This is a genomic window from Sphingomonas sp. QA11, assembly GCF_028473665.1.
GTDB lineage: Bacteria > Pseudomonadota > Alphaproteobacteria > Sphingomonadales > Sphingomonadaceae > Sphingomonas > Sphingomonas phytovorans.
The window spans coordinates 1,247,851-1,273,931 of record NZ_CP098774.1 but is presented as its reverse complement, the minus strand read 5'-3'; the positions used below and the strand labels follow the sequence as shown (position 1 = coordinate 1,273,931).

General features: G+C 63.1%; 17 protein-coding genes. 5 read left to right on the top strand and 12 right to left on the bottom strand.

Features of this window, described 5'->3' with window-relative positions:
- Window positions 1–32: 32 nt before the first annotated feature.
- The 4 genes from NDN01_RS05925 to NDN01_RS05910 all read left to right on the top strand — a co-directional run bounded on the left by NDN01_RS05925 (window position 33) and on the right by NDN01_RS05910 (window position 7,891).
- Entirely contained in the window at window positions 33–1,175 is a 1,143-nt protein-coding gene (locus NDN01_RS05925; protein WP_272628043.1) for an isovaleryl-CoA dehydrogenase, read from the top strand.
- Window positions 1,172–2,773, top strand: a complete 1,602-nt coding sequence (locus tag NDN01_RS05920; RefSeq protein ID WP_272626444.1) for a carboxyl transferase domain-containing protein — start codon at window positions 1,172–1,174, stop codon at window positions 2,771–2,773. The genes NDN01_RS05925 and NDN01_RS05920 overlap by 4 nt, the downstream gene beginning before the upstream one ends.
- Before the next feature lie 5 nt (window positions 2,774–2,778).
- On the top strand, window positions 2,779–4,701 hold the full coding sequence (locus NDN01_RS05915) for an acetyl/propionyl/methylcrotonyl-CoA carboxylase subunit alpha (protein ID WP_272626443.1): 1,923 nt from the start codon (window positions 2,779–2,781) through the stop codon (window positions 4,699–4,701).
- 514 nt (window positions 4,702–5,215) lie between these two features.
- Window positions 5,216–7,891, top strand: coding sequence for a TonB-dependent receptor plug domain-containing protein (locus tag NDN01_RS05910; RefSeq protein ID WP_272626442.1), 2,676 nt, complete (start codon window positions 5,216–5,218; stop codon window positions 7,889–7,891).
- 642 nt (window positions 7,892–8,533) lie between these two features.
- Here the strand turns inward: NDN01_RS05910 and NDN01_RS05905 are convergent.
- Genes NDN01_RS05905 through NDN01_RS05895 form a run of 3 tightly spaced genes read right to left on the bottom strand, consistent with a single transcriptional unit; the run spans window position 8,534 to window position 12,644 of the window.
- Window positions 8,534–9,817: a peptide MFS transporter gene (locus NDN01_RS05905; protein ID WP_272626441.1), complete on the bottom strand. Its 1,284-nt coding sequence runs from the start codon at window positions 9,815–9,817 to the stop codon at window positions 8,534–8,536.
- Window positions 9,818–9,819: 2 nt separating this feature from the next.
- Complete coding sequence (locus NDN01_RS05900; protein ID WP_272626440.1) at window positions 9,820–10,824, bottom strand: dipeptide epimerase; 1,005 nt, start codon at window positions 10,822–10,824, stop codon at window positions 9,820–9,822.
- Window positions 10,824–12,644 (bottom strand): serine hydrolase domain-containing protein, encoded by a 1,821-nt coding sequence (locus NDN01_RS05895; RefSeq protein WP_272626439.1) that lies wholly within the window; start codon window positions 12,642–12,644, stop codon window positions 10,824–10,826. Before NDN01_RS05895 ends, NDN01_RS05900 begins: the two co-directional genes overlap by 1 nt.
- Window positions 12,645–12,660: 16 nt before the next feature.
- Between NDN01_RS05895 and NDN01_RS05890 the strand changes: the two genes are divergently transcribed.
- Window positions 12,661–12,918: a hypothetical protein gene (locus NDN01_RS05890; protein ID WP_272626438.1), complete on the top strand. Its 258-nt coding sequence runs from the start codon at window positions 12,661–12,663 to the stop codon at window positions 12,916–12,918.
- Between the two features lie 196 nt (window positions 12,919–13,114).
- On the opposite strand, the gene NDN01_RS05885 is transcribed toward NDN01_RS05890, so the two are convergent.
- From NDN01_RS05885 to NDN01_RS05845, 9 genes are all read right to left on the bottom strand, one after another.
- Entirely contained in the window at window positions 13,115–14,410 is a 1,296-nt protein-coding gene (locus tag NDN01_RS05885; protein WP_272626437.1) for a metal-dependent hydrolase family protein, read from the bottom strand.
- A 40-nt stretch (window positions 14,411–14,450) separates the two neighbouring features.
- Complete coding sequence (locus NDN01_RS05880) at window positions 14,451–15,461, bottom strand: dipeptide epimerase (protein WP_443025196.1); 1,011 nt, start codon at window positions 15,459–15,461, stop codon at window positions 14,451–14,453.
- 56 nt (window positions 15,462–15,517) lie between these two features.
- On the bottom strand, window positions 15,518–16,942 hold the full coding sequence (locus NDN01_RS05875; RefSeq protein ID WP_272626436.1) for a serine hydrolase domain-containing protein: 1,425 nt from the start codon (window positions 16,940–16,942) through the stop codon (window positions 15,518–15,520).
- Window positions 16,943–17,042: 100 nt separating this feature from the next.
- Window positions 17,043–18,677: an N-acyl-D-amino-acid deacylase family protein gene (locus NDN01_RS05870; protein WP_272626435.1), complete on the bottom strand. Its 1,635-nt coding sequence runs from the start codon at window positions 18,675–18,677 to the stop codon at window positions 17,043–17,045.
- A gap of 81 nt (window positions 18,678–18,758) precedes the next feature.
- Window positions 18,759–19,814 carry an alpha/beta fold hydrolase gene (locus tag NDN01_RS05865; protein WP_272626434.1) on the bottom strand — a complete coding sequence of 352 codons (1,056 nt, stop codon included), beginning with the start codon at window positions 19,812–19,814 and terminating at the stop codon, window positions 18,759–18,761.
- Window positions 19,811–21,406, bottom strand: coding sequence for a serine hydrolase (locus tag NDN01_RS05860; protein ID WP_272626433.1), 1,596 nt, complete (start codon window positions 21,404–21,406; stop codon window positions 19,811–19,813). Before NDN01_RS05860 ends, NDN01_RS05865 begins: the two co-directional genes overlap by 4 nt.
- The gene (locus NDN01_RS05855; RefSeq protein WP_272626432.1) at window positions 21,403–22,572 is read right to left on the bottom strand and encodes a YkvI family membrane protein; all 1,170 of its coding nucleotides are present in this window, start codon (window positions 22,570–22,572) and stop codon (window positions 21,403–21,405) included. Before NDN01_RS05855 ends, NDN01_RS05860 begins: the two co-directional genes overlap by 4 nt.
- The gene (locus NDN01_RS05850) at window positions 22,569–23,618 is read right to left on the bottom strand and encodes a DUF1611 domain-containing protein (protein ID WP_272626431.1); all 1,050 of its coding nucleotides are present in this window, start codon (window positions 23,616–23,618) and stop codon (window positions 22,569–22,571) included. The genes NDN01_RS05855 and NDN01_RS05850 overlap by 4 nt, the downstream gene beginning before the upstream one ends.
- A 466-nt stretch (window positions 23,619–24,084) precedes the next feature.
- Complete coding sequence (locus NDN01_RS05845; RefSeq protein WP_272626430.1) at window positions 24,085–26,064, bottom strand: serine hydrolase domain-containing protein; 1,980 nt, start codon at window positions 26,062–26,064, stop codon at window positions 24,085–24,087.
- Window positions 26,065–26,081 lie beyond the last annotated feature (17 nt).

Below are 26,081 nucleotides of genomic sequence, written 5' to 3'. Positions count from 1 at the left end.
GTGGAAAGATTGAATGGAGAGCAGCGTTGGACATGACCCTAGATTTCGCGCTTGGCGAGAATGCGGACATGATCCGCGATGTGACGCAGCGTTTTGCGAGTGAGCAGATCGCGCCGCTGGCGGCGCGGATCGACGCTGAGGACTGGTTTCCGAAGGAATTGTGGCCAGCGATGGGCGAGCTCGGCCTGCACGGCATCACGGTGGAGGAGGAGTTTGGCGGACTTGGCCTCGGCTATCTCGAGCATGTCATCGCCTGCGAGGAAGTGAGCCGCGCCTCGGCCTCGATCGGCCTCAGCTACGGCGCGCATTCGAACCTGTGCGTCAACCAGATCCGCCGCTGGGCGAACCCAGAGCAGAAGGCGAAGTACCTGCCCAAGCTCGTCTCGGGCGAGCATGTCGGCAGCCTTGCCATGTCCGAGGCTGGCGCCGGTTCCGACGTCGTCTCGATGAAGCTGCGCGCGCAGGAGACCGATGCCGGCTATGTGCTCAACGGCACCAAGTTCTGGATCACCAACGCCGCCTATGCCGACACGCTGGTCGTCTATGCCAAGACCGGCGAGGGCAGTCGCGGCATCACTACCTTCCTGATCGAGAAGGACATGCCCGGCTTCTCGATCGGCCAGAAGATCGACAAGATGGGCATGCGCGGATCACCCACCGCCGAACTGGTGTTCACCGATTGCGAGGTGCCGCACGAGAATGTCATGGGGCCGGTCAATGGCGGTGTAGGCGTGCTGATGTCAGGGCTGGACTATGAGCGCACCGTGCTTGCCGGCATCCAGCTCGGCATCATGCAGGCCTGTCTCGACGTGGTGCTGCCGTATTTGCGCGAGCGCAAGCAGTTCGGCAAACCGATCGGCGCCTTCCAGCTGATGCAGGCAAAGGTCGCCGACATGTATGTCGCGCTCAATTCGGCACGTGCCTATGTCTATGCCGTCGCCCGCGCCTGCGACGCCGGCAAGACCACCCGCTTCGATGCTGCCGGCGCCATCCTGCTCGCCAGCGAGAACGCCTTCCGCGTCGCGGGCGAGGCAGTCCAGGCGCTTGGCGGCGCCGGCTACACCAGGGACTGGCCGGTCGAGCGCTTCCTGCGCGATGCAAAGCTCCTCGATATCGGCGCAGGCACCAACGAAATACGCCGCATGCTCATCGGCCGGGAACTCATCGGAGCATGAGCGCGCCAGCGTTGGAGAGCAAGCTGTCGCCTGAGAGCGAGGTCTTTCGGGCAAATGCGGTGCACAATCGCGGGCTGGCGGAGCGGCTTCGGTCGGACGTGGCGCTGAAGGCGCTGGGGGGATCGGAGAAGAGCCGCGAGCGACATGTTTCGCGGGGCAAGCTGCTGCCGCGCGAGCGGGTGGAGCGGCTGCTCGATCCGGGATCGCCCTTCCTGGAGATCGGCCAGCTGGTCGCGAACGGCCTGTACGACGATGAGGTGCCGGGGGCTGGCATGATCGCCGGGATCGGCCGGGTGTCTGGCCGGCAGGTGATGATCGTGTGCAACGACGCGACGGTGAAGGGCGGGACCTATTATCCGCTGACCGTGAAGAAGCACCTGCGCGCGCAGGAGATCGCCGAGGCGAACCACCTGCCCTGCATCTATCTGGTCGATTCAGGCGGCGCCAACCTGCCGCACCAGGCCGAGGTGTTCCCCGACCGCGATCATTTCGGGCGGATCTTCTTCAACCAGGCCAATATGTCAGCCAAGGGCATCCCGCAGATCGCCTGCGTGATGGGCAGTTGCACGGCAGGCGGCGCCTATGTCCCGGCGATGTCCGACGAGACGGTGATCGTGCGCAACCAGGGCACGATCTTCCTCGCCGGACCGCCTCTGGTGAAGGCGGCGACCGGCGAGGTGATCTCGGCCGAGGAGCTTGGCGGCGCCGAGACTCATGGCCGCAAGTCGGGCGTGGTCGACCATGTCGCCGAGAATGACGAGCATGCGCTGACCATCGTGCGCGACATCGTCTCGACGCTGCCCGAGAACCGCAAGCCCGACATCGCCCTGAAGGAGCCGCGTCCACCGAAGTTCGATGCGGAAGAACTGTACGGCATCATTCCAAACGACGTCCGTGCGCCCTATGACGTGCACGAAGTGATCGCCCGGCTGGTCGACGGGTCCGAGTTTCACGAGTTCAAGGCGCTGTATGGCAGCTCCCTCGTCTGCGGCTTTGCGCATATCTGGGGCATGCCGGTGGCGATCCTCGCCAATAACGGCGTGCTGTTCTCGGAGAGCGCGGTGAAGGGCGCCCACTTCATCGAGCTCGCCTGCCAGCGGCGCATTCCGCTGCTGTTCCTGCAAAACATCTCGGGCTTCATGGTCGGTGGGCGCTACGAGGCGGAGGGCATCGCCAAGCACGGCGCGAAGCTCGTCACCGCGGTCGCCACCGCAAGCGTGCCCAAGATCACCATCCTGATCGGCGGCAGCTTCGGTGCGGGTAATTACGGCATGTGCGGCAGGGCCTATTCCCCGCGTTTCCTGTTCTCCTGGCCCAACAGCCGGATCAGCGTGATGGGCGGCGAGCAGGCTGCCTCGGTGCTCGCCACCGTCCACCGCGATGCGGAAAGCTGGAGCGAGGAACAGGCCGAGGCGTTCAAGGCCCCGATCCGCCAGAAATACGAGGACGAGGGCAATCCCTGGCACGCCACCGCCCGCCTCTGGGACGACGGCATCATCGATCCCGCCCAGACCCGCGACGTGCTCGGACTCGCCCTCGCCGCAACCCTCAACGCCCCTGTGCCAGAACGCGCGCAGTTCGGCGTCTTCAGAATGTGATGACGATGATCAAATCCCTTCTCATCGCCAATCGGGGCGAGATCGCCTGCCGGATCATCCGCACCGCGCGGAAGCTGGGGGTGCGCACGGTCGCGGTCTATTCGGACGCCGATGCAAAGGCGCTGCATGTCCGCCAGGCCGATGAGGCAGTGCCTATCGGCCCGTCGCCCGCCCGCGAAAGCTATCTGGTGGGCGAGAAGATCATCGCCGCCGCAAAACAGACAGGCGCCGAGGCGATCCATCCGGGGTATGGCTTCCTCTCCGAGAATGCCGACTTCGCCCAGGCCGTGATCGATGCCGGCATCGTCTGGGTCGGGCCGAAGCCCGACAGCATCCGCGCGATGGGCCTGAAGGACGCCGCCAAGCAGCGGATGATCGCAGCCGGCGTGCCGGTGACCCCGGGCTATCTCGGCGACGACCAGTCCCCCGAACGCCTCGCCGCCGAGGCTGCCAAGGTTGGCTATCCCGTGCTGATCAAGGCGGTCGCCGGCGGTGGCGGCAAGGGCATGCGCCGGGTCAATGCACCTGACGACTTTGCCGACGCCCTGCTCTCCTGCCAGCGCGAGGCGGCCTCCTCCTTCGGCAACACCCAGGTGCTGATCGAGAAATACATCCTCTCGCCCCGGCATATCGAGGTGCAGGTGTTCGGCGACACGCACGGCAATGTCGTGCATCTGTTCGAGCGCGACTGCTCGCTCCAGCGTCGTCACCAGAAGGTGATCGAGGAAGCCCCTGCCCCCGGCATGGACGAGACCACGCGGGAAGCGATCTGCGCCGCCGCGGTCAAGGCAGCAAAGGCGGTCGACTATGTTGGCGCCGGCACGATCGAGTTCATCGCCGATGCAAGCGATGGCCTGCGCGCCGACCGCATCTGGTTCATGGAGATGAACACCCGCCTTCAAGTCGAGCATCCCGTCACCGAGGAAATCACCGGACAGGACCTGGTCGAATGGCAGCTCCGTGTCGCCAGCGGCGAGATGTTGCCCAAACGGCAGGATGAGCTTTCCATCAACGGATGGGCGATGGAAGCGCGACTCTATGCCGAGAACCCGGCAACAGGCTTCCTCCCGTCGACCGGCCCTCTCGACCGTCTCCGACTGCCGCAGAGCCTGCGGATCGAAACCGGTGTCGAAGAGGGCGATACGATATCGCCCTTCTACGACCCGATGATCGCAAAGCTGGTCACCCATTCGGCAACTCGCGACAAGGCGCTGGGCGCCCTGGCCGATGGTTGCTCGCGGGTGATGTGCGAACCGGTGAAGACCAATGCCTGGTTCCTCGCCCGGCTCCTGAAGGAACCCTGCTTTCGCGCGGGTGACGTCACCACCGGCTTCATCGCCGATCACGCCGACCGGTTGGCGCGCGCGCCGGAGCCCGGGCCCGCGCTGCTTCAGGCGGCAGCCGATCGGGCGATCTTCCATGCCGACTTCGTTGCCGGCCACGCCGGCGATCCGGACTTCGACAGGCTGCGCGGACTGCTCGGGTTCAGGCTGAACGCGCCGGCCAATCGGCGGGTTCGCCTGGCTGTCGATGGTCGCGCGACCGAGGTAGACTATATCCTAGACTCACGTTCCGACGAAAATCCGGACGCTGTGCAGGCCGGCCAGTCCACCACCCTGTTCGAAGGCGGTGCAGCGTTCGAGACGCGGCCCTGTCGCGTCGAGGGCGCAGGCGCCGCTGGCGCTGCCGCCGATGGTGCGATCCTGTCCCCCATGCCCGGCCGCATCATCGCGGTCGACGTCGTGGCGGGTGACGCCGTCACCAAAGGCCAGAAGCTGCTCACCCTGGAAGCGATGAAGATGGAGCACAGCCTTGTCGCCCCGTTCGACGGCATCGTGGCTGAACTCAATGCCGAGGCTGGCGGACAGGTAAGCGAAGGCGCAGTGCTCGCGCGGATCGAACGGGCGGATTCCGTAAAATCCGCCTGATACCTTCGACGCAACCGGTATCACACGCTGATTCCGGCTCCGACATCCGGCTACCGATTCCGCCAGAATGATTGTGTCCGCCTTCGGCAAAGGCGCGAGCGTCGATCACCGGGATTTCCGCGGCGAACCGAATAGGGGCGCTCATGATCTCCCGCTCCACCCTGGCCGACTCTTGCCGCGGCGTGACGCACGCCAACCGCCTCAATAATTTCACTTATATTACAATAATTTATAATGATCCGCATGATCCATTTGGCCCTCCAGAGTGGCGGCGCGGCCTAAATCGCCACCGGGCGCACCACCCTTATGCCAGCGACCTGAACGGGTTTCTCTGAATGAAAATTTTCCAAAAAAGATAATTATATCCAAATTGGGATTGCATTTTCGGAAACTACCTGATCTTATCGCAATCGGTAAATGTTGAGATCGTTAACGGCTTCCGGTTTGAAAAAACGAGAATGGAGCCGGGCGCATGGCAACCGATTTTCCGTATCTATAAACAAGGGGGGTATGCATGAAGTCCATTCGCCTGTTCTGGTACACCAGCACCGCGCTCTCGATGGCCTTGAGCCTGGCGCCGGCTTCGGCGCAAACGGCCGATACCGATGCCGAAGCGGCGGATGAAATCGTGGTCACTGGATCGCGAATCCAGCGTTCCGGTTTCGACGCGCCGACGCCGACCACGGTCGTCGGCGAAGCTGAGCTGCGCCAGGGCAATCGCCCGAGCATTGCCCAGGTCCTGAACGATATGCCGCAGTTCCGCGGCACGTCGACTCCGGCGACGACGGTGGGCAACACGACCAGCGGCGTCTCGACCGCCGATCTGCGGGGGCTGGGTGCCGTGCGGACGCTGACCCTCCTCAACGGACACCGCTTCACGGGCAGCAACGATCTCAACATCGTGCCGCAGAATCTCATCAAGCGTGTCGACGTCGTCACCGGCGGCGCCTCCGCCGCCTGGGGTTCGGGCGCGGTCGCCGGCGTCGTCAACATCATCCTTGACGACGAACTCAAGGGCTTGCGCATGGGTGCGCAGACAGGCGTCTCCTCGCGCGGCGACATGGGCCGCTACGGCGTCGATATGGCATGGGGAACGAGCTTCGCGGGCGATCGCGGCCACTTCATGATTTCCGCCGACTATCTTCAGGAAAAGGGTGCCTTCGGCCGCAAGGACCGTCCCAATCTCGAATCATCCGTCTTCCAGCGCCCCGATGGCAAGCTGATCCTCGCCAACGACGTCAACTACACCGTCCTCAATCGCGGCGGATCGCTCCTGCGCACCAATGGCACGCCCTACAACCTGATCTTCAACCCCGACGGCAGCGTCGGTCCGCTACCGCTCGGCAGCCAGACGGCGGGTCAATTCACCGTCGGCGGCAACGGCCAGAACATCTACGACTATGTCGCCGTAAGTTCGCCTTATCAGCGCAACAATGTTTACGCGCGCGCCACCTTCGATATCACCGATTCCCTGAAGCTCTGGGCCGATGGCAGCTACAGCCGCATGTGGGGCAACTACAGCTTCTTCCCGGAAACGCCGATCGTGGCGATCATGCCGGACAATGCGTTCCTGACGCCGGCCGCGCGCAGCCAGCTTAGCGCCGCCGGCGTCACCGGGCCCTTCCTGCTGGGCCGGATTCTTGACGATGTCGGCCCCAATCGCATGCTGAACTTCAAGTTCTCCCGCCGCAACCTCGAAGGCTCGGTCGGCCTCAAGGGAAGTTTCGGCGACGGCTGGGGTTATGATGCCTATTACGATCATGGCGAAGTCCGGAGCGACCAGTCGCTCTACAACCAGCGGATCAAGGCGAATTTCGATCGCGCCATCGACGCAGTGCTGGTGAACGGCACGCCGGTATGTCGTGTAAATGCCGTCACCGTTACCGATCCGAATTGTACGCCGATCAACCTGCTCGGCAACGGCAATATCTCCGCGGCGGGCGTCGCCTATGCGTTTGGCGGAACCCGGTCCATCAACACGATCAAGCTCGACGCGGCGGGCGCCAGCCTTCACGGCCATCCTTTCTCGACCTGGGCCGGGCCGGTGGACATCGCCGTTGGTACGGATTTCCGGTGGGAAGCTCTCGTCACCAACTATATCGACCCGATGTCCAAGGCGAATGCCTTTGCGACGCTCAACTCAGCGCCGACCAACGGCCGCTTCAGCGTCAAGGAAGTTTTCGGCGAGGTCAACCTGCCGCTGATCGATCTCAAGGATGCTGTGCATTTCGAGATCAACGGCGCGGCGCGCTATTCGGACTACAGCACCAGCGGTGGCATCTGGTCCTGGAAAACCGGCGGCACGCTGCGCCTCGCCAATGACCTGCTGCTGCGTTCCGTCTATTCGCGTGACATTCGCTCCCCGAGCGTCCCCGAATATTTCTCCACTCGCTCGACCAATATCGCGGACCTCTACGATCCTTTCCGGCAAGCAACCCAGGCCGGCGTGAGAATCTATACCGGCGGCAATCCCAACCTGACGCCCGAGATTTCCCACACCCTGACGGTCGGCGGTTCCTATTCGCCGCATTACGTGCGGGGATTCAGCGTCTCGGTCGATTATTACGACATCAAGATCGACAATGTGATCACGGTGGTCACCGTGACGGACACGCTCGCACAGTGTTTCCGTACGAACCCCAATGATCCCACCTGCGGCGGCGTGATCACCCGCGGCGCGAACGGTGCAATGGAGTCAATTGCGGCTACGTATCGGAACCTCGTTTCGTACAGCACCCGCGGGCTCGATATCGAGGCATCGTACCGGACGTCGCTGGGCAATGGCAAACTCGGGTTCCGCGTGCTCGCCAATCACATCTTCGATCTGATGATTGCCAATGCCAACAGCTCGACGGATGTCGCAGGCGTCGTTGGCGGGGACACTGCCTTCTCGACACCGAAATGGCGGCTGACCGGCACCGTGACCTATGAGAATGCAGGTTTCGGGGCCGATCTGCGCGCACGCTATGTCGGTGGTGGTATCTACAGCAAGACTCAGGCGATCCTGAACAACCAGATCAGCAGCCGGACCTATGTCGACCTCGGCCTGCGCTTCAAGGTGGGAGACTTCACCCTGTTCGGCAACGTCAACAACATGTTCGATGTCGCCCCGCCCTATGTTCCGTACACCAACGCGAACTACGACGTGATCGGTCGCTATTTCTCGGCCGGCGTCAAAGTGAAGTTCTGATCGTCACGACCGCCCCCAGCACGGGGCACCATCCGGCCGCTCCCAAGCGCGGCCATCGGGGCAGCGGTGAGATCCACCGCTGCCCCGAAGCATTTCCGGGAACTGTGATCCGTCGCCCCGCTCATCCAGGCGCCGTAAATGGCCTGCAGGGTAAATAGCCTACGGGAGCTCGCTCCGCGTTGCCTTCCCCTTCCAGGCTCCTCTTTGGTCGCCGCAAAAGACCAGTGAGCGATCCGTCTCGCGGAAGCACTCTCCCATCTGAAACAGGGACGCTGCTGGGCATCCCGTTCGCGTCCAGCCCCCCGTGTCGAAGCCTCTGTCCCTCCAGGGAGGAAAGAACAGCCCCTTCGATCGCCAAGGCAGACACCGGCGGTCAGGCCATCACATCACAGACCAATCGCCAATCCCGATATGCGATGACAGGTTTCGACAATGACCAGGGTGCGCAGCAAGCCGGGCAAACCCAATTCGAGGATGCTGTGGCGCGAGGCTGCTGAACTGTTTCGACCAAATCCGCACCAGCGATCTCGCCAGCCCTGTTTTTGAGGCAAGACACAGCCTTGCGATGATATCCCGATCGCGGGGCTGGCCAATGGTCGACGCGCGTGGATACAGCCACGTCGCGCGCCCTTCGGGAGGTTATCAATCTATGTCGGGCTTCCAGGTTGGATCGACCTTGCGCACCTGCCCGTCGAGCGAGCGCAAGAGCAGCGCGGACGCCAGCGCTATCAGGCCGAGCAACGCGAAAAAGGCCCCATGGCTTGTCCGGCTCCACAACATGCCAACCATTCCGGCCGACAGACTGCCAGTGAAGATCGCCAGATACCATGCAGCGACCGTCGTCGCGCCGAGCCGCGGCGGCGCAAGCCTGGCGAACAGCCCGAGGCCCGTCGGCAGGACGAAGAGCTCACCCAGCGTGAAGATCGCGAAGAACATCACGAACCACAGCCATGTGGCCTTCGCGCCGCCACCACTCCATTCGACCGTCGCAAGCAGCAGATAAGCGCAGGCGACGATCACAGCGCCAAGCGCCATGCGCCTGGCCGGGGAACTATCCTGGCCCGCATCGGCGCGGCGCCGCCAATAGTTGAGAAGCGGCGGCGTCATCAGCATGACGAGGAGTGGATTCAGCGATTGGAACCAGGTCATCGGAATGACAAAGCCACCAGCGCCTCGATCCAGGCCACTGTCCGCCCAGAGAGCCACCGTGTTGCCGACCTGTTCATAAGCGCCACGAAATACCGTCACGGACAGCGCGATCCCGGCCAGCACCATGAAGGTGCGCTTGTGGTCCGCCCATCGTGCCGCCGGCATGTCGACGGTCGGTACTCGGGGTGGTTCGGGCGGCAGGTAACGCTGCCCCCAGAGATAAATGAGCAGCCCGGCGAACATGCCGATGCCGGCCGCACCGAAACCATAGTGCCAGCCGTAGAATTCCCCGAGCGTGCCGCATATCAGCGGCGCGATGAAACCGCCGATATTGATGCCGACATAATAGACATTATACGCCCAGCCGCGCCTGGGATCGCCCGCCTTGTACAGGTCGTTGATCTGGCTCGGCAGGCTGGGAAGAAACAGCCCGTTTCCGAGCGCGATGGTGAGAAGCGCAACATAGAAGAACGATTCGAACGCCATCATGAAATGCCCCGCGGCCATGATGCTCGCGCCCAGCACGACCGCACGGCGCTTGCCGAGGAGACGATCGGCAATGACCCCGCCCACGATCGGCGTGAAATAGGCGCACGCCGTATAGGCGCCGTACACCAGCGAGGATTGTTGCTGGCTCATCAGCAATTGCTTGGTCATGTAATAGACCAGCAAGGTGCGCATGCCGTAGTAGGAGAACTGCTCCCACATGTTCGTCAGGAACAGCACGGTCAGCCCGCGCGGCTGACCGAACCAGGTGGACGAACGTTCCTCTGTCATCCTCACGCGATCGCCCCGACACCCCAGATGGCGTCGTCGCACCAAACCGTGCCGTCGCGATAGACCGTGGCGGGTGACCGATCCTGTTTCAGGAAGATCGGTCCGTCCAGATCGCTGAGATCGCAGAACTGGCCCAGCACAAAGCCCGGCGCGATGCCCAGGCTGCTGCACACCATGCAACCCACCATCACGCCCAGCCCGGCGTCGCGCGCCGCGGCGGCGATCATCAGCCCCTCGGTCAGGCCTCCGCACTTGTCGAGCTTGATGTTGAAGACGTCGAACCTGCCTTTCAGGCCGGCGACATCCTCCAACGTAAGTGCGCTCTCATCCGCCGCGAGGGGAATGGGCGAGCCATAGCCGTCGAGATCAGCTTCGCGCCCGCGTGCAAGCGGCTGCTCGATCAGCGAGACCCCGGCCGCGAGCATCGCATCGACCAGCGCATCGAGATCGCCGATGGAGAAGCCGCGATTGGCGTCCACGCCGATCCACACATCGGGTCGCGCCGCCCGGATCGCTTTCACGCGCGCGATATCGAGATCGAGTTCGCCGGTCAGCTTGATCTTGATCGAGCGGGCATCGCCATAGGCCCTTGCCGTCTCGGCCATCTTCGCCGGCTCGTCGGCGCCGATCGTGAAGGTGGTCAGCAATGGCCGGGGCCGTTCGAGCCCGGCCAGCGCCCATACCGGCTTGCTGAGGCGTTTGGATTCAAGCTCCCACAGCGCGGCGTCAACCGCGTTGCGCGCACCGCCCGCCGGCAGGATGGAGCGCAGTTCGTCGCGGGAGGGACCAGCTTCGATCGCGTCCCGGGCATTGTCCAGCGCGGTCAGCATATGGCCCAGATCATCGCCCACATAATAGACGCCCGAGGCTTCTCCGCGTCCCACATGCTCACCATCGTCAAGCGTGACGATAATCGCATCCCGGCCATCGAACACATGGCCCGAGATACGAAATGGGGCGGCGAGCCGTAGCGTTTCGACCGCCACCCCAAGTTTCAGCTTCGGCATCAATAATTCACCGTCATGGAAAGCAGGCCAAAGGTCCAGGCGGTGTAGAGCACCATGACCGCCGCGAGCAGGATGAGTGCCGCCCAGAGTTTGCCGAACCAGCCGCGCTTCTCTCGCGTCGCGATCAGGAGATTCCATCCAGCCAGCACAACACCGCCAACGAAGACGATCAATCCGCCGATCTGAAGCGACCACAACCTTGCGTCGAAAGCGGGCGTCGCCTTCAGCGTCGACACGGTGATGAACCACGCCGTGAGCAGCGCGACCGTCAGCCCAGCACCAAGCCGGACGCCGCGATAGGCGAGGAGCGAGCGGCCCTGGAGCGCGAGCGGCGCTTTGTAGTTCCGGCGGATCAATGCGGAGACTGGCCAGTGGAGGAAGGTAAGCAACAGGATTCCGACGCTCGCGTAGAGCAACGGAAGTATCCAGGTCGAGGATTGTGAGGCCGGTGCGCGGTCGAAGACCATGAACGGCGATATGCCATCGATGCTCCAGCGCACGATCTTGCCGTCGACCACCTTGGCCGCGAGCCGCTCATGACCGTCGATGTTCCGCCAGACGAAGGGCGCGATCTCGACCCATTTCATCAGCTTGCCATTGGCGGTGCGCCCGGCTGAAACGACGAGCTTGCCCTTGGCATCTACGCTGACCGATGCCTGACGCAGCAGATTTCCGATTGCGTAGAAGTTCGATTCCGCGCGGCGGCTGTTAAGCCATTGCCCGACGAGCATTTTCGTGTGCTCGGCCGCGGTTTTGTCGTCGACACGTCCGTCAGGCTTGCTGAGATCGGTGAAATAGCGATCGGCAAAATCCTCGAACAGGGCACGACGCAACGGCCCCACTCCGGCCTGCTCGCCCGTGCTGTTGAACGACATGTAGAGACCCACCTTCTCGTTCATGAAAAGGTGGAGCGCGGTGTGGAAAAGCTGCGTGTCGCCGAGATGGCCGATCACCTGCCGGCCATTGATGTTGGTCTCGAAGAAACCCAGTTCCATCCGGTTGAGCGGCGGAAGCAGCGTGAGCGGCGTATCGTGCATCATGCGTGCCGTCTCGGGCTTCAGCAGGCCCTGGCCCTGATTGAGATGGGCGATCATGAACTTGGCCATATCGGCACCCGGCGACGCCAGGCTGCCCGCCGGGGCCGGGCCGATGAATTCATATTTCGACGGCTCGGCCGACGCCTGGCTATAGCCAGTCGCCATCAGCGGCATGAGCGTCTTCTGCAGCGGCTGGCGGAAGCTCGACCGAGTCATGCCGAGAGGCTTGAAGATGCGCTGTTCGATATAATCGTCGAAGGACATCTTCGTGACCCGCTCGACGACATAGGCGGCCAGCGCCGTGGCGTAGTTGGAATAGGACGGGGTCGATCCACCCGCGTAAATGCGCTTGGGAATCGAGCGCTTCACATAATCGCCCAGCGACGTGAGATACTGGGGATCGTCGAAGATGGTTTCCTTGCCATGCTCTTCGAAACCGGCCGTGTGAGTCATGATCTGGCGCATCGTGACGGGCTTCCCGTCCTTCAGCGGGATCTTGAAATCGATATAGTTGTTCACATCGGCATCGAGGTCGATCTTCCCGGCCTCGACCTGCTGCATCACCGCCGTCCAGGTGAAGAGCTTGGAGACCGAACCCGGGCGGAACAGCGTGGTGTCGGGATTGACCGGCACATGCTTCGCGATGTCGGCATAACCGAATCCGCGCTGAGTCAGGACCTGTCCGTCCTTGACGACGACGACCACGGCCCCCGCAACATCCGCCTTTTTGAGAGAGAAAGGCATGAACCCGTCAAGCCAGGTGTCCACATCCTGCTTGGTCATCGCTCGCTCGCCGGGAATGGCTGCGGGGGCTGGCAGCGGAGCGACCCGCTTTTCAGGAGTCGTGGATGCCACCGGGGATGAGGTGATCCGCGCCGATTGCTGTGCAATCGCGCCACCGCCTATCAGCATCAATGCCAATGGCGCCAACAACTTGATTGAGCGCATGTCCTACGTCCCCTCCCATTCTTGCCCATATCGCCACGATCACGGGACCGTGGGCAAAAACACCAATCTGGAAAAAATTTCCGATTTCGAACACAATGGTCCAAAATAGAAAACTGTCAACACAATCTGGACCAAATTGGCGCGCGACGGCACTCCGCATCCGACGTCACGAGCGAGCCCTTGCGGAGCCGAACACCAGGAAGGACGGAATTATGTAGCCACGACGGAAACCGCTGCCGACGATTTGCCCCGCATCCATTCGCATGGAGCAGGGCAAAGCTGCCGGGCTCTGGGTCGTCCGCCCCTTATTCCGTTACTGCGCGGGCTACCACGCCGCTTTTCATGACAAAGGCCATCTTCTCAAGCACCCGGATGTCGGCCAACGGGTCGCCCTTCACCGCAATGATATCAGCCGCCTTGCCTTTGGCGAGCGTGCCGATTTCATCCTGGAGACCGATATGCGTCGCTCCCCAGACGGTGGCCGACCGGATCGCGTCCAGGGGCGTAAGGCCAGCCTTCACCATCAGCGCAAATTCCTGAGCGTTCTCTCCGTGCGGCGACACCGCTGAATCCGTGCCGAAAGCAATCCGGACGCCGCCTTCGTGCGCGCGACGCAATGCAGCGATCATCACGGGACCTACCGTCCTCGCCTTGGCGCGGACCGCGGCGGGCATCCATTCAGCGCTTTCCGCCTGACGCGCGACCGTGTCGCCCGCCAGCAATGTCGGGACGAGATAGGTCCCTTTCGCTTTGAACATGCGGATCGACTCGGCATCGAGATAGGTGCCGTGCTCGACCGAATCGACCCCTGCCCGAAGTGCTGCATTAACGCCGTCGGTGCCATGTGCATGTGCGGCGACCTTGCGTCCGAGCCGATGTGCGGTCTCGACGATCGACGTCAGTTCAGCGTCGCTCATCTGCTGGCCCAGCCCGGCCGCCGTATTGGACATCACGCCACCGGTCGACGCCGTCTTGATGATATCCGCCCCATGCTGCACCGCGAGCCGCACGGCGCGGGCGCAATCGTCCGCGCCGGTGCACAAGGTCGGTGACCGGAAGAGATCAAGGATCTCGGTGCGATAGCCATGGATATCGCCATGGCCACCATTCGCCGCAACACCCCCCGCCGCGATGATCCGCGGCCCCATCACCTTGTCGGACGCGATCGCATCGCGCAGCGCGTTGATCGCTTCCGGATCGGCGCCCAGATCAACGACGGTGGTGAATCCGGCGCGCACGGTCCGCTTGGCATAGACGACGCCGTCAAAGGCCTGGTCCGTTGTCGATTTGGTCACCGCATCCAACTGACTGGTGGGGCCAGACTGGAAAGTGAGATGAACATGGCTGTCGATGAAGCCGGGCATGACCAGCTCGTCGCGCAGGTCGATCACCTTGCCTTCGCCGACGAAGCCATCGCGAATGTCGGCGACACGGTTGCCCTCGACGACGATGGTCTTGTTGGTTTCGACACGGCCGGTCGCCGGATCGGCAAGCAGTCGCCCTGCGTGGATATAGGTCTTGGGCATTCCCGCCTGCTCCTGCGCCATGAGCGGCTGGACGAAGGCGGCGGATATCAGCGCGGCGACGATCGTTTTCTTCATATATCCCTCTCCATTTTCAGTCTCGGTGCGCTCGACGCGATCAGATGGCCTCGCGACCCCAGATAGCCTCGGCGCACCACGCATTGCCGTTTTCATACTGGATCGACGGGATACGATCGGCGGCGAGGAAGATCGGCCCGTCAAGGTCGACAATGTCGCACAACTGCCCGAGAACGAAGGCAGGCGCCATGGCAAGGCTGGAGCCGACCATGTTGCCCACCATCACGCCGAGTCCCAGCGCGCGAGCGCGCTCTGCGATGGCCAGCCCCTCGGTAAGGCCACCGCATTTATCCAGCTTGATATTGACCACGTCGAACCTTCCGACGAGCCCCTCGACGTCGCCAAACGTCAGCGCGCTTTCATCCGCGGCGATCGGGATCGGGCATTCATAGCCATCGAGATCCGCTTCACTGCCCCGCGCCAGCGGCTGTTCAAGCAGCTTCACATCCGCCGCGACCAGCGCCGCGACAAGCGTATCCAGGTCGCCGATCGCGAAGCCCTGGTTGGCGTCCACGCCCATCCAGCATTCGGGCCGCGCCGCGCGCACCGCCTGTACACGCGCGATATCGAGAGCAAGCTCCCCGGTCAGTTTCAGCTTCAGGGCGCGCGCCTGAGCATAGGCACGCGCACCCGTCGCCATCGCATCCGGATCATCGGCGCCGAGGGTGAAAGTGGTGAGAAGCGGATTTGGCTTGGACACTCCCGCGCTTTCCCATACCGCCTTGCCGCTGCGCCGCGCTTCCAGTTCCCACAGCGCGCAATCGATCGCATTGCGGCCTCCGCCTGCCGGCAGAAGCTGTTGCAACTCGGCGCGCGTTACCCCCGCTTCCACTGCGTGGCGCACCCCGTCGATGGCGGCGCGCATCGCGGGAACGTCGTCGCCAAGATAATAGACGCCCGACGCCTCGCCACGTCCGAAATGCGTGCCATCCGAAATCGTGACCACCACCACGGATGCTTCAGTGAAGACATGGCCCGCAATGCGGAACGGCTTGGCAAGCGGCAGCGATTCAACCGTATAATCGAGCGAAAGCCCGGTACGCATATTCATGTTCAATCCTTCCTGTCGACCGGCCGGCCGTGCCGAAACCAGTCTCGTTTTTCACATCACGGGGCGACCGCACCGGGCGCCAGCGTAGCCACGATCCGGGAGAAGTATTTGTTGAAGTCGAAGGTTTGCCCTTCGGGGGTCCAGCCAAGCCGGACGATCACGGTGTCCCTTGAAGGAATGACCGCCACCATCTGCTGGTTATGGCCCATCGCCATGAAGGTATCGCGCGGCAAATCCTTGAAGATCCGCCGGCGATCCCCCGCATCATCACCAAGATTGAGCCAGAATTGCCCGCCATAGAACGGGCGCGGCGCTGCCTCGGTCGGCGTCCGGATGAAATCGACCCAATCCCTAGAGAGCAGGCGCTTGCCCCCGGCCACCCCGTCATTGAGATAGAGCAGGCCGAACCGGGCCCAGTCCCGCGCAGTGCCATAGGCATAGGAACTGCCGATCTGCGCACCCGCTTCGTCGGGTTCGATGATCGTGCTCGTCATCCCGGCAGGTTCGAACAATCGCTTGCGCGCGAACCGTGTAACGGCGTCGAGCGACCCGCCGGTCGCGCGGAACACGATCCCGGACAAGATATTGCTCGTGCCCGACGAATAGCTCCAGACGGTGCCCGGCGCCTTGTCCAGCGGCAGCGATGCCGCCAGCCCGCCCATGTCCGAGGCGGCGAACAGCATCGCGATGGAATCGGTCCCGGGATCGTAGCGCTCCACGAAGCGAAGGCCGCTCGACATCGTCAGCAACTGGCATAGCGTGATCTTGCCACGCGGATCTCCCGCCCCCTGCCATTCGGGAACCGGCGCGGGCGCATCGAGCTTGAGCACGCCATCGTCGACCAGAAGGCCGATCAGCGTTCCGCCGATACTCTTGCTTGCCGACCAGCCGAGCAGTCGGCTGTTCCGGTCGAAGCCCGGCGCGTAGCGTTCGGCGACGATCTTCCCGCCCTGAACGACGACAATCGCCCGGGTATCAGGATATCCGTCCTTGTTCTGCTCCTCAAAGGCATCTCCCACCGCCTTGTCGAGCGCGGCCTGATCCACCTTCACCGCCGCGCCAGCCGGCTGCGCATCCCCCATCGGCCAGGGCTTTGCCGATTGTGTCTTCAGGGGTTTCAGCTTCGCCGCCTGACGTTCCAGCACATCGCGGGCGACGTTGCCCGTCAGCAACGTGCAGCCGACGGCCTGACGATACAACGCCGTGCGTGTCGTGGCCCCGGGTGCGGATGCCGCGACCGTGTTCGCCTTGCGATCGACCGAAAGCGTCACGGCCCTGGTGAACGGCGCAAGCGCGTGGATATCGTCTCGCAGGACATCGGCCTCGGCCCGCCCCGTTACGAAGATCCCCGCGCAGGCGATCTGCGCGGACACCGCAGTGCCGAGATCGGCCGGGGCGGAAACCTTCTCGCCACCCAGGGCCGCGGTCGACGCGACCAGCGCCAGGCCGGCGAGGCTTGCTCTGGAGACATGTCGGATCATGCGCAATTCCTCTGGAGATCGTGTCGCCCCGCCCTCACCGCCGGTGCCCAGAAACGAGGGTTCGGGATGTGACGGCGCATGGGCATGAATGCTGCACGGCCTAGGCGTCGCAGCTATGACGAAGGACCTTGCCTGCCTTCGCGCCATTGTGCTTGCCGCCCTCGATCGTGACCACGCCGTTGACGATCACCGTCTCGATCCCGGCAGGAAGCGCCGTGGGCTTTTCCCAGCTTGCCACGTCATCCAGCGTGTCGAGGTCGAAAACGACGATGTCGGCGCGCATCCCGTCGCGGATCAGACCCCGGTCGGTCAGTCCCATCCGCTGCGCGGGCCAGCTCGTCATTTTCCGCACGGCATCCTCAAGCGACAGAACGGGGCGACGCTTCACATATTCGGCAATGATGCGCGGAAAGGTGCCGTAGGCGCGCGGATGTGGCAGGCCGAGCGCGTCTATCTCACCCAGCTTCGCCGATGCCGCGGCATCGCTGCCAATGCTGACCCAAGGCTGATGCAGCGCTGCCTCGATGTCCTTCTCGTTGATCATGAAATACAGCGCGACAGACCGGTTCGGCAGCCCCTCCAGCAGGATGTCCCATGCCACGTCAGCCGGGTCGCGCTTCAGGGCCGCGCCGATCTTTTCGAGGCTTTGCCCATGATAGGGGGCGTATTTCGCACTGAAGCCGTTGGCGAGCACCACATTGCCCCAGCCGCCGGAAGCAAAGACGAGATTCGACCAGCCGGGCATCGACCCGGCCGCGAGTTCTTTCTTCATGCGCTCGCGAACCTGGGGATCGCGGAGCCTTTCGATGCCCTTTTCGACGCCGTCGGCCCACACCCAGCTCGGGGCGGTGATCTCCAGACCGGTGCCGCCGGCGGTATAAGGATAGAGATCGGCTGCGACGTCGACGCCACGCGCACGCGCCGCATTGATGGTCGCCAGCGCCTGCGGCATCAGCTTGCCCCATTCTGGGGCGAAGGCAGCCTTCAGGTGGAATATCTCGACCTTCACCCCGCCCTTCTCGCCGATCTCGATCGCTTCCTTGATCGCCGGGACAAGGTCGGCGCTCTCGTCGCGCATATGGGTCGCGTAGAAACCGTTGCACCGGCCCGCGACCTTCGCCAGCGACACCAGATCCGCCGTGGTCTGGAAGCTGCTCGGGGAATAGATCAACGCGCTGGTGATGCCGAACGCGCCGGCCCGCATTGCCGTCATCACCTCGCGACCCATGGCGTCGAGCTGCGCGGCGGTGGGGGAACCCGCGCCATCGCCCATCACTTTCACGCGCGCCTGGGTGGAGGCATAATAGGTCCCGAAATTGACCGAAATGCCCTGGCGTTCAAGCGTCTGGAAATACGTGGGAATCGCGGCCGCATCCACCGGCGTTCCGCCCTCGCCGGCGATGACGGTCGTTACCCCCATGCGCAGCTTGTTCTCGGCCGCACCGTTCTTGAGCAGGATGCTGCCTGACTGGTCCATCATGTCGATGAATCCGGGCGAGACGTAACGTCCCTTGGCATCGATTTCCTTCTTGCCCCGTCCGGAAACCTTGCCAATGCGGACCACGCGGCCATCCTTGACGGCGACGTCGGCACCGACCCACGGATTGCCCGCCCCATCGAGAACGCGGCCGCCGCGAATGACGATGTCATATTCCGGTACGGGGTCATATTCCGGTGCGGGCGCGTTCGCGACGAGCAGCATCGATGCGGCGCAGCCAAGAAAAATATGCTTCATTATTCCCTCTCCCTGTCGGAGTTCGAATGCTCCGCGCATCGGCCGCGGGCCCGGGAGCCCGCGGCGCGCGCGATATGCCTGCTACTTGCTAGTCTTGCCGTCCGCGCGGACCGTATCGACCACTTCCTTGACCGCAGCGATCACGACATCGGGCCGATCGACCTGGATGTAATGGGTCGCGTCGAACACGCTCTGTTCGCGCCCTCGCGTCGACATTCGCGCCTGTTCCTGATGGAGAGCCCGCCATGTCTGCTTGAAGAGCACGCCTTGCTGCGGAGGTACGCCCAGGCTCTTCAGCTGGTCGGGGGTCAGAGGTGCCATGGCGGTCAGCACGATCACCGGGCGGTTCCCAAAACTATGGACAGTCCGTGCCTGGGCCATCGTACGATTGAACCCCTCGAGTTCGGAAATCGCCCCATTGACTGATGTGCTGGCATAAGCGGACGCCTTGGCCATCTCCTTGCTCGGGACTTTCGTGACCTTTGTGTTGGCCATGCTGAATCCGAACCGCACAGCCCCCGTCCAGGACAAGGCCGAAATGGTCTTCATCAGTCCCAGCGATTGCATCGGATCGACATTGCCCTTCACCACTTTCCCAAGCCGCGCGACCTGATCCGGATGGGAAGGGTCGACCATGACCATTCCGGCAACCTGATCGCCATATTTGCCGACATAGGTCGTCGTGTACGGGCCGCCGATCGAATGCCCGACCAGCACCAGCGGATCGGTTATCCCGGCGCCCTTCAGCGTGGCGTGGAGGTCCTCCACGACGGCGGCCGCATCCTGTGGCGTGTCCTTGGGATCGCTCCACATGATACCGGCCCGGTCATAGGCGCAGGTGCGCGTGAACTGGGCAATCTTGTCATGGACCAGGCTCCAGTCGATCGTCCCGCCCGTGCCAAGCCCGGCCTCGAGAATGACGGTCGGCGATCCCGTTCCGCGACAATCGATATGGATGCGCCGTCCGCCGATATCGACCATCTGCCCGCGCGGCGGATATGCCTTCTCCGCATTCCACCGGCCCAGAATTTCATAGACCACGCCAACGACGATCACGAGCAGCAACAGGGCGAGAAGGCCCAGCACTATACGTTTCAGCCAGCGCCTCGTGCGCGGCCACCAGGAGCCCTTGCTCATTTCTCTTTCCTTGCAGGCGTGAACAGAAGGTCCTGATAATCATAGCTGAAATCGGCGATCGGAGAGACCGGACGCATCGTCACGCGATCCACCTTGCCATCGGCGTCGAGACCGAAGGTCACATAGGCCGGCTCGATCGCCTTGTCGTCGAAGCGGGTGACGAAGGTGTCATATTGCCAATGTTCAAGCGTGCCCGACATCCGCGGGGTCGATGTGAAATCGATCGTCAGCTTGTCCTTGCCCCCGCCCACGGCAATGTTGCCGTACCAGGCGTCAGCATAGGTCCCAGCGTATCGCTCCAGCGAAAGGGAGGGGCCGATCTTCGCTGGCGTCGCCTGGACCGCCTTCAGTGCCTTCTGCGCGTCGGAGACCTGCTGCTTGTTGAAGGCCGACCATTTTTCAGGCCAGTGCGCGTTCGGCCTGCCCAGATAGTGATCGACCAGCTCATAGGCGAGGCCGTTGACGAGCTCGCGGTCCTCGGAGTTGATGACGATGGAAAAGCCCACCTGCTTTTCCGGAATCAGCACGACCATGGTGAGGAAACCGAACACCGCGCCGCCATGCATGACGAGCTTCGTCCCCTGATAGTCGCGCACGTTCCAACCGAGCGCATAGGCGTCGAACTGCGATTGCGCTGCCTTGAGCGGCTCGGGGAGCTGGCGGATCGGCATCACCACCACGGGGTTCCACATCTCGCGCGATGATGCCTCACTGAACAGGCGGCCATTGCCCTCCGGCAGCTTGCCATGGGCAAGCTGGATCTGCAGCCAGCGCGCCATGTCGCTCGCGCTGATCGCCATCCCGCCGGCGGGCGCGGCATTGCGGCCCAGTTCGTCATGCTCGTCGAGCTGTTCCTGGTCGCCGGCGCCCCGAAGTCCACCGTTCATCCGAGCATGGGGGAAAGCGCGATTGGCGGTCGCGAAGCGCGCTTCGCCATCGCTGGTCGATTCCTTCATGCCAGCGGCCTTCAGGACATGCTCGTGGGTAAATGCCTCCCATGTCTGGCCGCTGACGGCCTCGATGAGCTGGCCCGCCACCATGTACAGCACATTGTCATAGGCGTAGCCGCTGCGGAAACTGGTTGCCGGCTTGATGTAGCGCAACCGCTTCACGCTCTCGGCCCGGCTGAGATTGGAGCGTGGCACGAACAGCAGGTCGCCCGCCCCCAATCCGAGTCCACTGCGATGGACCAGCAGGTCGCGGATGGTCATCTCGCGTGTTACCCAGGGGTCGTACATCTGGAAGCCGGGCAGGTGATCCGTCACCTTGTCGTCCCATTTGATCTTGCCCTGATCGACCAGCACGGCCAGCGCAGCGACCGTAAACGCCTTGCCGGTCGAGCCGGTGGGGAAGATGGTATCCGCATCCACCTTGTCGCTGCCGCCAAGCTTGCGAACGCCAAAGCCTTCGGCAAGCGTGACCTTGCCCTGTTCGACGATGGCCACTGACATGCCCGGCACACCGGCCTGCTTGCGCAGGGACTCTACCCGCGCGTTGAACCCTTCGGGCGCCGCCGCCATGACGGGCGCGACGACGAACATCGCCGATGCCATGAACAACGCGGCGCAGCGGAACGATCTGGTCGATGTCATGATGATATCCCCTTGGCGACGCTTTCGGACGCCTGTTTCTTTCGGCCTGGGTTGCGCGACATCAGTCGAAGGACACCGATGGTGAGCACCGGCAAGACGAAGATCGCGAGGAAGACATAGGCCAGCGCGCGGTAGCCACTGGCGATCAGGGCCACGAGGCCGAAGCGATCAGCAAGGAACATGCACCCGATCAGCAGCGTGCCGGCGATGATGCCCCGCGCCCGGTTACTGAGCGACCTGTTCCAGCGCGCGCGCAGCGCCGCATCGATACGCTCGTTGATGGCATGCACCGAGCCGGTCCCGCTTTCCAGTAGTGCGGCGAAGATCATGAACTGGAAGAGCACATGGAAGAACGGCAGCTGGAGACGCTGCAGCATGAAGTCGGAAGGCAGCGTCTCGTGGACGATGCCGGGATAAAAGGCGATCATGCAGACGAAGAAGAGAAGTGCCGGCGCCATGGCGAGAGGCCCCGCGATCATCCCCGACACCACCGCATCGCGCCGGCTGGTCATGTGGCGCACCACCGGCAGGATCGCCACTGCCCCGACGACGTTATAGCTGGCATAGGTCAGCCCGCCCAAAGCCCAGCCGTCGCTCGGTGCCCAAATGCTGAAATTCGCCGCGATCAGGTCGCCGAAATCACTCAGCGCCAACACCAGAAACAAGGCGTAGACGCCGTACAGCAGGAACGAGACATATTTGAAAAGCCGCTCCACCGAACTGTTGCCATAGGTGGCGAACAGCGCGATCGCCGCGGCCAGGCACAAGGTGCCGGCAAGCGGTGGCCAGCCGAACATCGCGCTTCCGATCGCGCCCGCGGCCGCACCGAATACGGCTAGGATGAGGGTAACGAAGAGGATGTAGCCGATCTCGAATGCGATCCAGCCAGGCCCCAGCAACTCCTCGAAGAAGCTGCGATAATCGAAAGCCCCCACTGCATGGGCGAATGCGAAGGTCACCGCGCAGATGACACTCCACAACACCATCGCCAGCAGCATGGCGGCCAGGCCGCCCCAAGGCCCACTCGGCAGGAAGAATTCGGCAAGCTCTCGTCCGGTGGCATAGCCGCCGCCGATCACCACCGCCTTGAAGGCGAAGCCTGGCAACAGGAAACGCTGAAACCAGGAGGATCCACCCTTTCCCGTCATGGCAGCCGTGCCGGTCATGCGAGGCAGTTGTCGACCAGGCGGGCGAACTGATCGCCGCCGCGAATGGGATCGGCAACCGGAAGACCCAGCTTCCGGCTCTCCTCGGCCATTACCGCGATCGCCTCTTCCTGGCCGAGATGCGCCGTGTTGAACGAAATGCCCGCACACCGGATCGCCGGATTGGTCCGGGCCCCGAGACGCAGGTTGATATCGATCGTCTCCTCGAGGCTCGGCAACGCATAGCCTGGAGTACCCAGCATCTGAGTCCGGCCCGGCTCATGACAGACGATGAGGACATCGGGCTGGCTGCCGTGGAGAAGGCCGAGCGACACCGCCGCATAGGCCGGATGGAAGAGCGAGCCCTGCCCTTCGATCACGTCCCAATGCTCGGGCGCAGCATCCGGGCTGAGCATCTCGGCAGCGCCGGCCTCGAAATCGGAAACGACAGCATCCATGGGAAGCCCGCCGCCCGCGATCATGATCCCCGTCTGCCCGCTGGCGCGGAAATGCACGTCGAGCCCACGGCCGGCAAAGGCCCGCGACACCGCGAGCGCGGTATATTTCTTGCCCAGCGCACAATCGGTTCCGACGGTCAGCAGCCGCTTGCCCGTTCGTTTCCGCCCGGTGCCCACGGTCAGGCCAAGCGGCGGATGCCTGACGTCGATGAGCTGCCGTCCAAGCCGTTCAGCCAGAACGGCCAGCTCAGGCAGGCTCGCCAGGCGGACGTGCATGCCGCTGACGATGTCCAGGCCAGCCTCAAGCGCCTCGACCAGAGCCGGAATCCAGCTCGCGGGGATGACGCCGCCGCTGTTGGCGACACCGATCAGCATCGATCGCGCACCCCGGGCATGGGCTTCCGCAGGGGTCAATACCGGCAACCCGGTGCTGACGGTTGCGGTGGGCAATGCATATTCGCCCGTGCATTTGTCGGGCGCCCAGTCCCGCAGACCAAAGGCGGTCTTGGCGAATCCGGCCTGGGTCGTGTCCCCGAGGAACAACAGATAGGGCTGGGGCAGGCTCAGACTAATCGTGCCCGCATCAAAGGATGTGTTGGTACCCACCATTCATACCTTGCAAATCAAAAGAGAAGATCGACGGTCCGCCCGCGGCACGTGGCCGAGCCCGGGCCGCCCGATGAAATCGGGCTTGTCGATTGCTGAATCGTGATCGGAGGATCGTCCGACACGTGCGAGAAAAGCAGGACCCTGCCCGGCGATGTGGCGAGGCGCGCCCCTGCCTGTCGGACAAGTGGTGGATTCAACCGCCGCTGGACGGTCAATCATGTGGCGGGGGAAAGTTCGTGGAAATAATCGCATTGCCCCTCCCGCTCCAGCACCTCTATCCCGATCAGGATCGTATTTTCCAATTAGGATAATTGCAAATAGAATCGAAATTTTCTCATCCGACGATCCTCATGCGGCGGCGCAAAACTCACCGAACCCTGCCCGCCTCGCTGCGCTGAGGCTCTCGCCACCGTCACGAAGAAGAGCGGCGCCCGAACTGCACATCGGGCACCGCCTCTTTCGACGATCAGAAACTGGTACCAAAACCGATAAGGTGGAACCCGACGGCAACCCATAGGAGGATGATTGACGAGAGCAGCAGAACCACGCTCCAGACCTTCGAGAACCGTCCGCGCTTGCCCTTCCAGACCAGCCAGAGATTCCAGACTGTCAGGAAAGCCAGGCCAAGAAAGGCGATCGGTGTAAGAAGCTGGAGCAGGATCAATGCCCAATCGAGCTGCCCGCCCAGGAACGAGAAATCGGACAGCAGGATGGTGATGAACACAGGCCACGCCAGCATGACCGCAACCGCAAGAGCAGCGAAGCCGCGTGTCAGACGATAGCTTTTCAGTTCGGTTCTCGTGAGCGCCAGCTTGGCCCCATAGTGGCGACGGACAAGCGCGGAGACCGGCCAGGAGAGGGCCGTGAGCAACAGCGCTCCCAGACTGAGCAATAGGGCAGGAGTCAGCCAGGCACTGGACAGATACCAAGCCACGGGTTCGAACAGCATGAAAGGAGTCGCGTCCAGGCTGAAACGCGTGACCTTGCCGTTCTCCACCCTGGCGGCGAGACGCATCTTGCTATCCTGATCCCGCCATACGAACGGCGCGATCTCGACCCATTTGCGCGCCTGCCCACCCAGGCCGGGGAAAGCCTGCGGACGAAGCGCGCCCTTGCCGTCGACCCCGACCTTCACCTGTCCGCCGGCAAGCTCCATAACCTTCAGGAAACTCGATTCCAGTCGCCGGGATTTGACATAAGTGCCGGCCATCAGGCGCGCATGCTCCCGGGCGGTCGCCGCATCGACCGTCGCGTCATGCTGTTCGGCCGGGAAATAGCGATCGGCGAATGAGTCGAGCAGCTGACTACGAATGACCCCCGACACGCCCTGCGTGCCAGCAGCGTTCATCGACATGTAGATGCCGACTTTTTCATTCGGAAAAAGCCAGAGCTGGCTGTGGAAGACCACGGTATCGCCCGCGTGAGACAATACCTCGCGGCCGTTGACGTTCTGTTCGTAGAAACCCAGCGCCATGCGGTTGAGCGGCGGTATGACGGTCAGCATGCTCGTATGCATCTGTAGCGCGGTTGCAGGCTTGAGCAGCGCGCCGCCATTGTCGAGATGAGCGATCATGAAACGCCCCATATCGGCGCCCGAGGATGTCAGGCCGGCCGCCGGGACAAGATGGTTCATTTCGAACTTGTTCGGTTTGCCTGACCCGAGGGTATATCCCTTCGCCATCAGCGCCTGGAGCCGGGGTGGCAGAGGCTGGCGGAACGTCGACCACCTCATGCCGGCCGGCGCGAAAATATGCCGTTCGATATAATCGTCGTACGGCACGCCCGAGACACGCTCCACGATATAGCCGGCCAGGGCTGTCGCATAATTGGAGTAAGCCGGCGTGGTACCCGGCGCAAAGATCCGGCGTGGCAGCGATTGTTTCAAAAAGGCGCCGAGCGGCGGAATATTTCTGGAATCGTTGCTGTAAATGCCGCGCTGGACTTCATCGAAACCAGAGGTGTGCGTCATCAGATTGCGCATCGTGATCGGTTTTCCATCACGGAGCGGAATCTTGAAATCGAGATAGGCGTTCACGTCCCGGTCGAGATCGATCTTCCCCTGCTCGACCATCTGCATGACCGCGGTCCAGGTGAAGAGCTTGGACACGGACGCCTGTCGAAAGAGCGTGCTTTCCGGATCGACGGGTTTGCGCGCGTCGATATCGGCATAACCGAAACCGCGCTGGGTCAATATTGCGCCGTCCTTGACCACGACCACGACCGCGCCGGCAGCATCGCCCCGCTTGAGCGCATAAGGCATGTAGCCGTCCAGCCATGCATCCACATCGGCCTTGGTCAGTTGCGGCCCGGGAAGGGCAGCCCGCGCATCCGCAACCGGCCGGGGCGACGAAGCCGCCTGCGGCCTTGCCTGCTGGGCCGTGGCCGGCGCAACGAGCATCGCGAGTACGCCAGCGGCAATCAGCTTGAACGAACGTAAAGACCGCATCCCGTCCCCATCCCTGC

What these genes read in the sequence shown, in the direction of transcription:
- NDN01_RS05920 (WP_272626444.1), top strand. Translation starts at nt 1,172, where the DNA reads ATGAGCGCGCCAGCGTTGGAGAGCAAGCTGTCGCCTGAGAGCGAGGTC.
- NDN01_RS05875 (WP_272626436.1), bottom strand. Translation starts at nt 16,942, where the DNA reads ATGATCCGACATGTCTCCAGAGCAAGCCTCGCCGGCCTGGCGCTGGTC.
- NDN01_RS05860 (WP_272626433.1), bottom strand. Translation starts at nt 21,406, where the DNA reads ATGACATCGACCAGATCGTTCCGCTGCGCCGCGTTGTTCATGGCATCG.
- NDN01_RS05900 (WP_272626440.1), bottom strand. Translation starts at nt 10,824, where the DNA reads ATGCCGAAGCTGAAACTTGGGGTGGCGGTCGAAACGCTACGGCTCGCC.
- NDN01_RS05855 (WP_272626432.1), bottom strand. Translation starts at nt 22,572, where the DNA reads ATGACCGGCACGGCTGCCATGACGGGAAAGGGTGGATCCTCCTGGTTT.
- NDN01_RS05850 (WP_272626431.1), bottom strand. Translation starts at nt 23,618, where the DNA reads ATGGTGGGTACCAACACATCCTTTGATGCGGGCACGATTAGTCTGAGC.
- NDN01_RS05925 (WP_272628043.1), top strand. Translation starts at nt 33, where the DNA reads ATGACCCTAGATTTCGCGCTTGGCGAGAATGCGGACATGATCCGCGAT.
- NDN01_RS05905 (WP_272626441.1), bottom strand. Translation starts at nt 9,817, where the DNA reads ATGACAGAGGAACGTTCGTCCACCTGGTTCGGTCAGCCGCGCGGGCTG.
- NDN01_RS05890 (WP_272626438.1), top strand. Translation starts at nt 12,661, where the DNA reads ATGGCTGCGGGGGCTGGCAGCGGAGCGACCCGCTTTTCAGGAGTCGTG.
- NDN01_RS05885 (WP_272626437.1), bottom strand. Translation starts at nt 14,410, where the DNA reads ATGAAGAAAACGATCGTCGCCGCGCTGATATCCGCCGCCTTCGTCCAG.
- NDN01_RS05895 (WP_272626439.1), bottom strand. Translation starts at nt 12,644, where the DNA reads ATGACCAAGCAGGATGTGGACACCTGGCTTGACGGGTTCATGCCTTTC.
- NDN01_RS05870 (WP_272626435.1), bottom strand. Translation starts at nt 18,677, where the DNA reads ATGAAGCATATTTTTCTTGGCTGCGCCGCATCGATGCTGCTCGTCGCG.
- NDN01_RS05880 (WP_443025196.1), bottom strand. Translation starts at nt 15,461, where the DNA reads ATGAATATGCGTACCGGGCTTTCGCTCGATTATACGGTTGAATCGCTG.
- NDN01_RS05915 (WP_272626443.1), top strand. Translation starts at nt 2,779, where the DNA reads ATGATCAAATCCCTTCTCATCGCCAATCGGGGCGAGATCGCCTGCCGG.
- NDN01_RS05910 (WP_272626442.1), top strand. Translation starts at nt 5,216, where the DNA reads ATGAAGTCCATTCGCCTGTTCTGGTACACCAGCACCGCGCTCTCGATG.
- NDN01_RS05845 (WP_272626430.1), bottom strand. Translation starts at nt 26,064, where the DNA reads ATGCGGTCTTTACGTTCGTTCAAGCTGATTGCCGCTGGCGTACTCGCG.
- NDN01_RS05865 (WP_272626434.1), bottom strand. Translation starts at nt 19,814, where the DNA reads ATGAGCAAGGGCTCCTGGTGGCCGCGCACGAGGCGCTGGCTGAAACGT.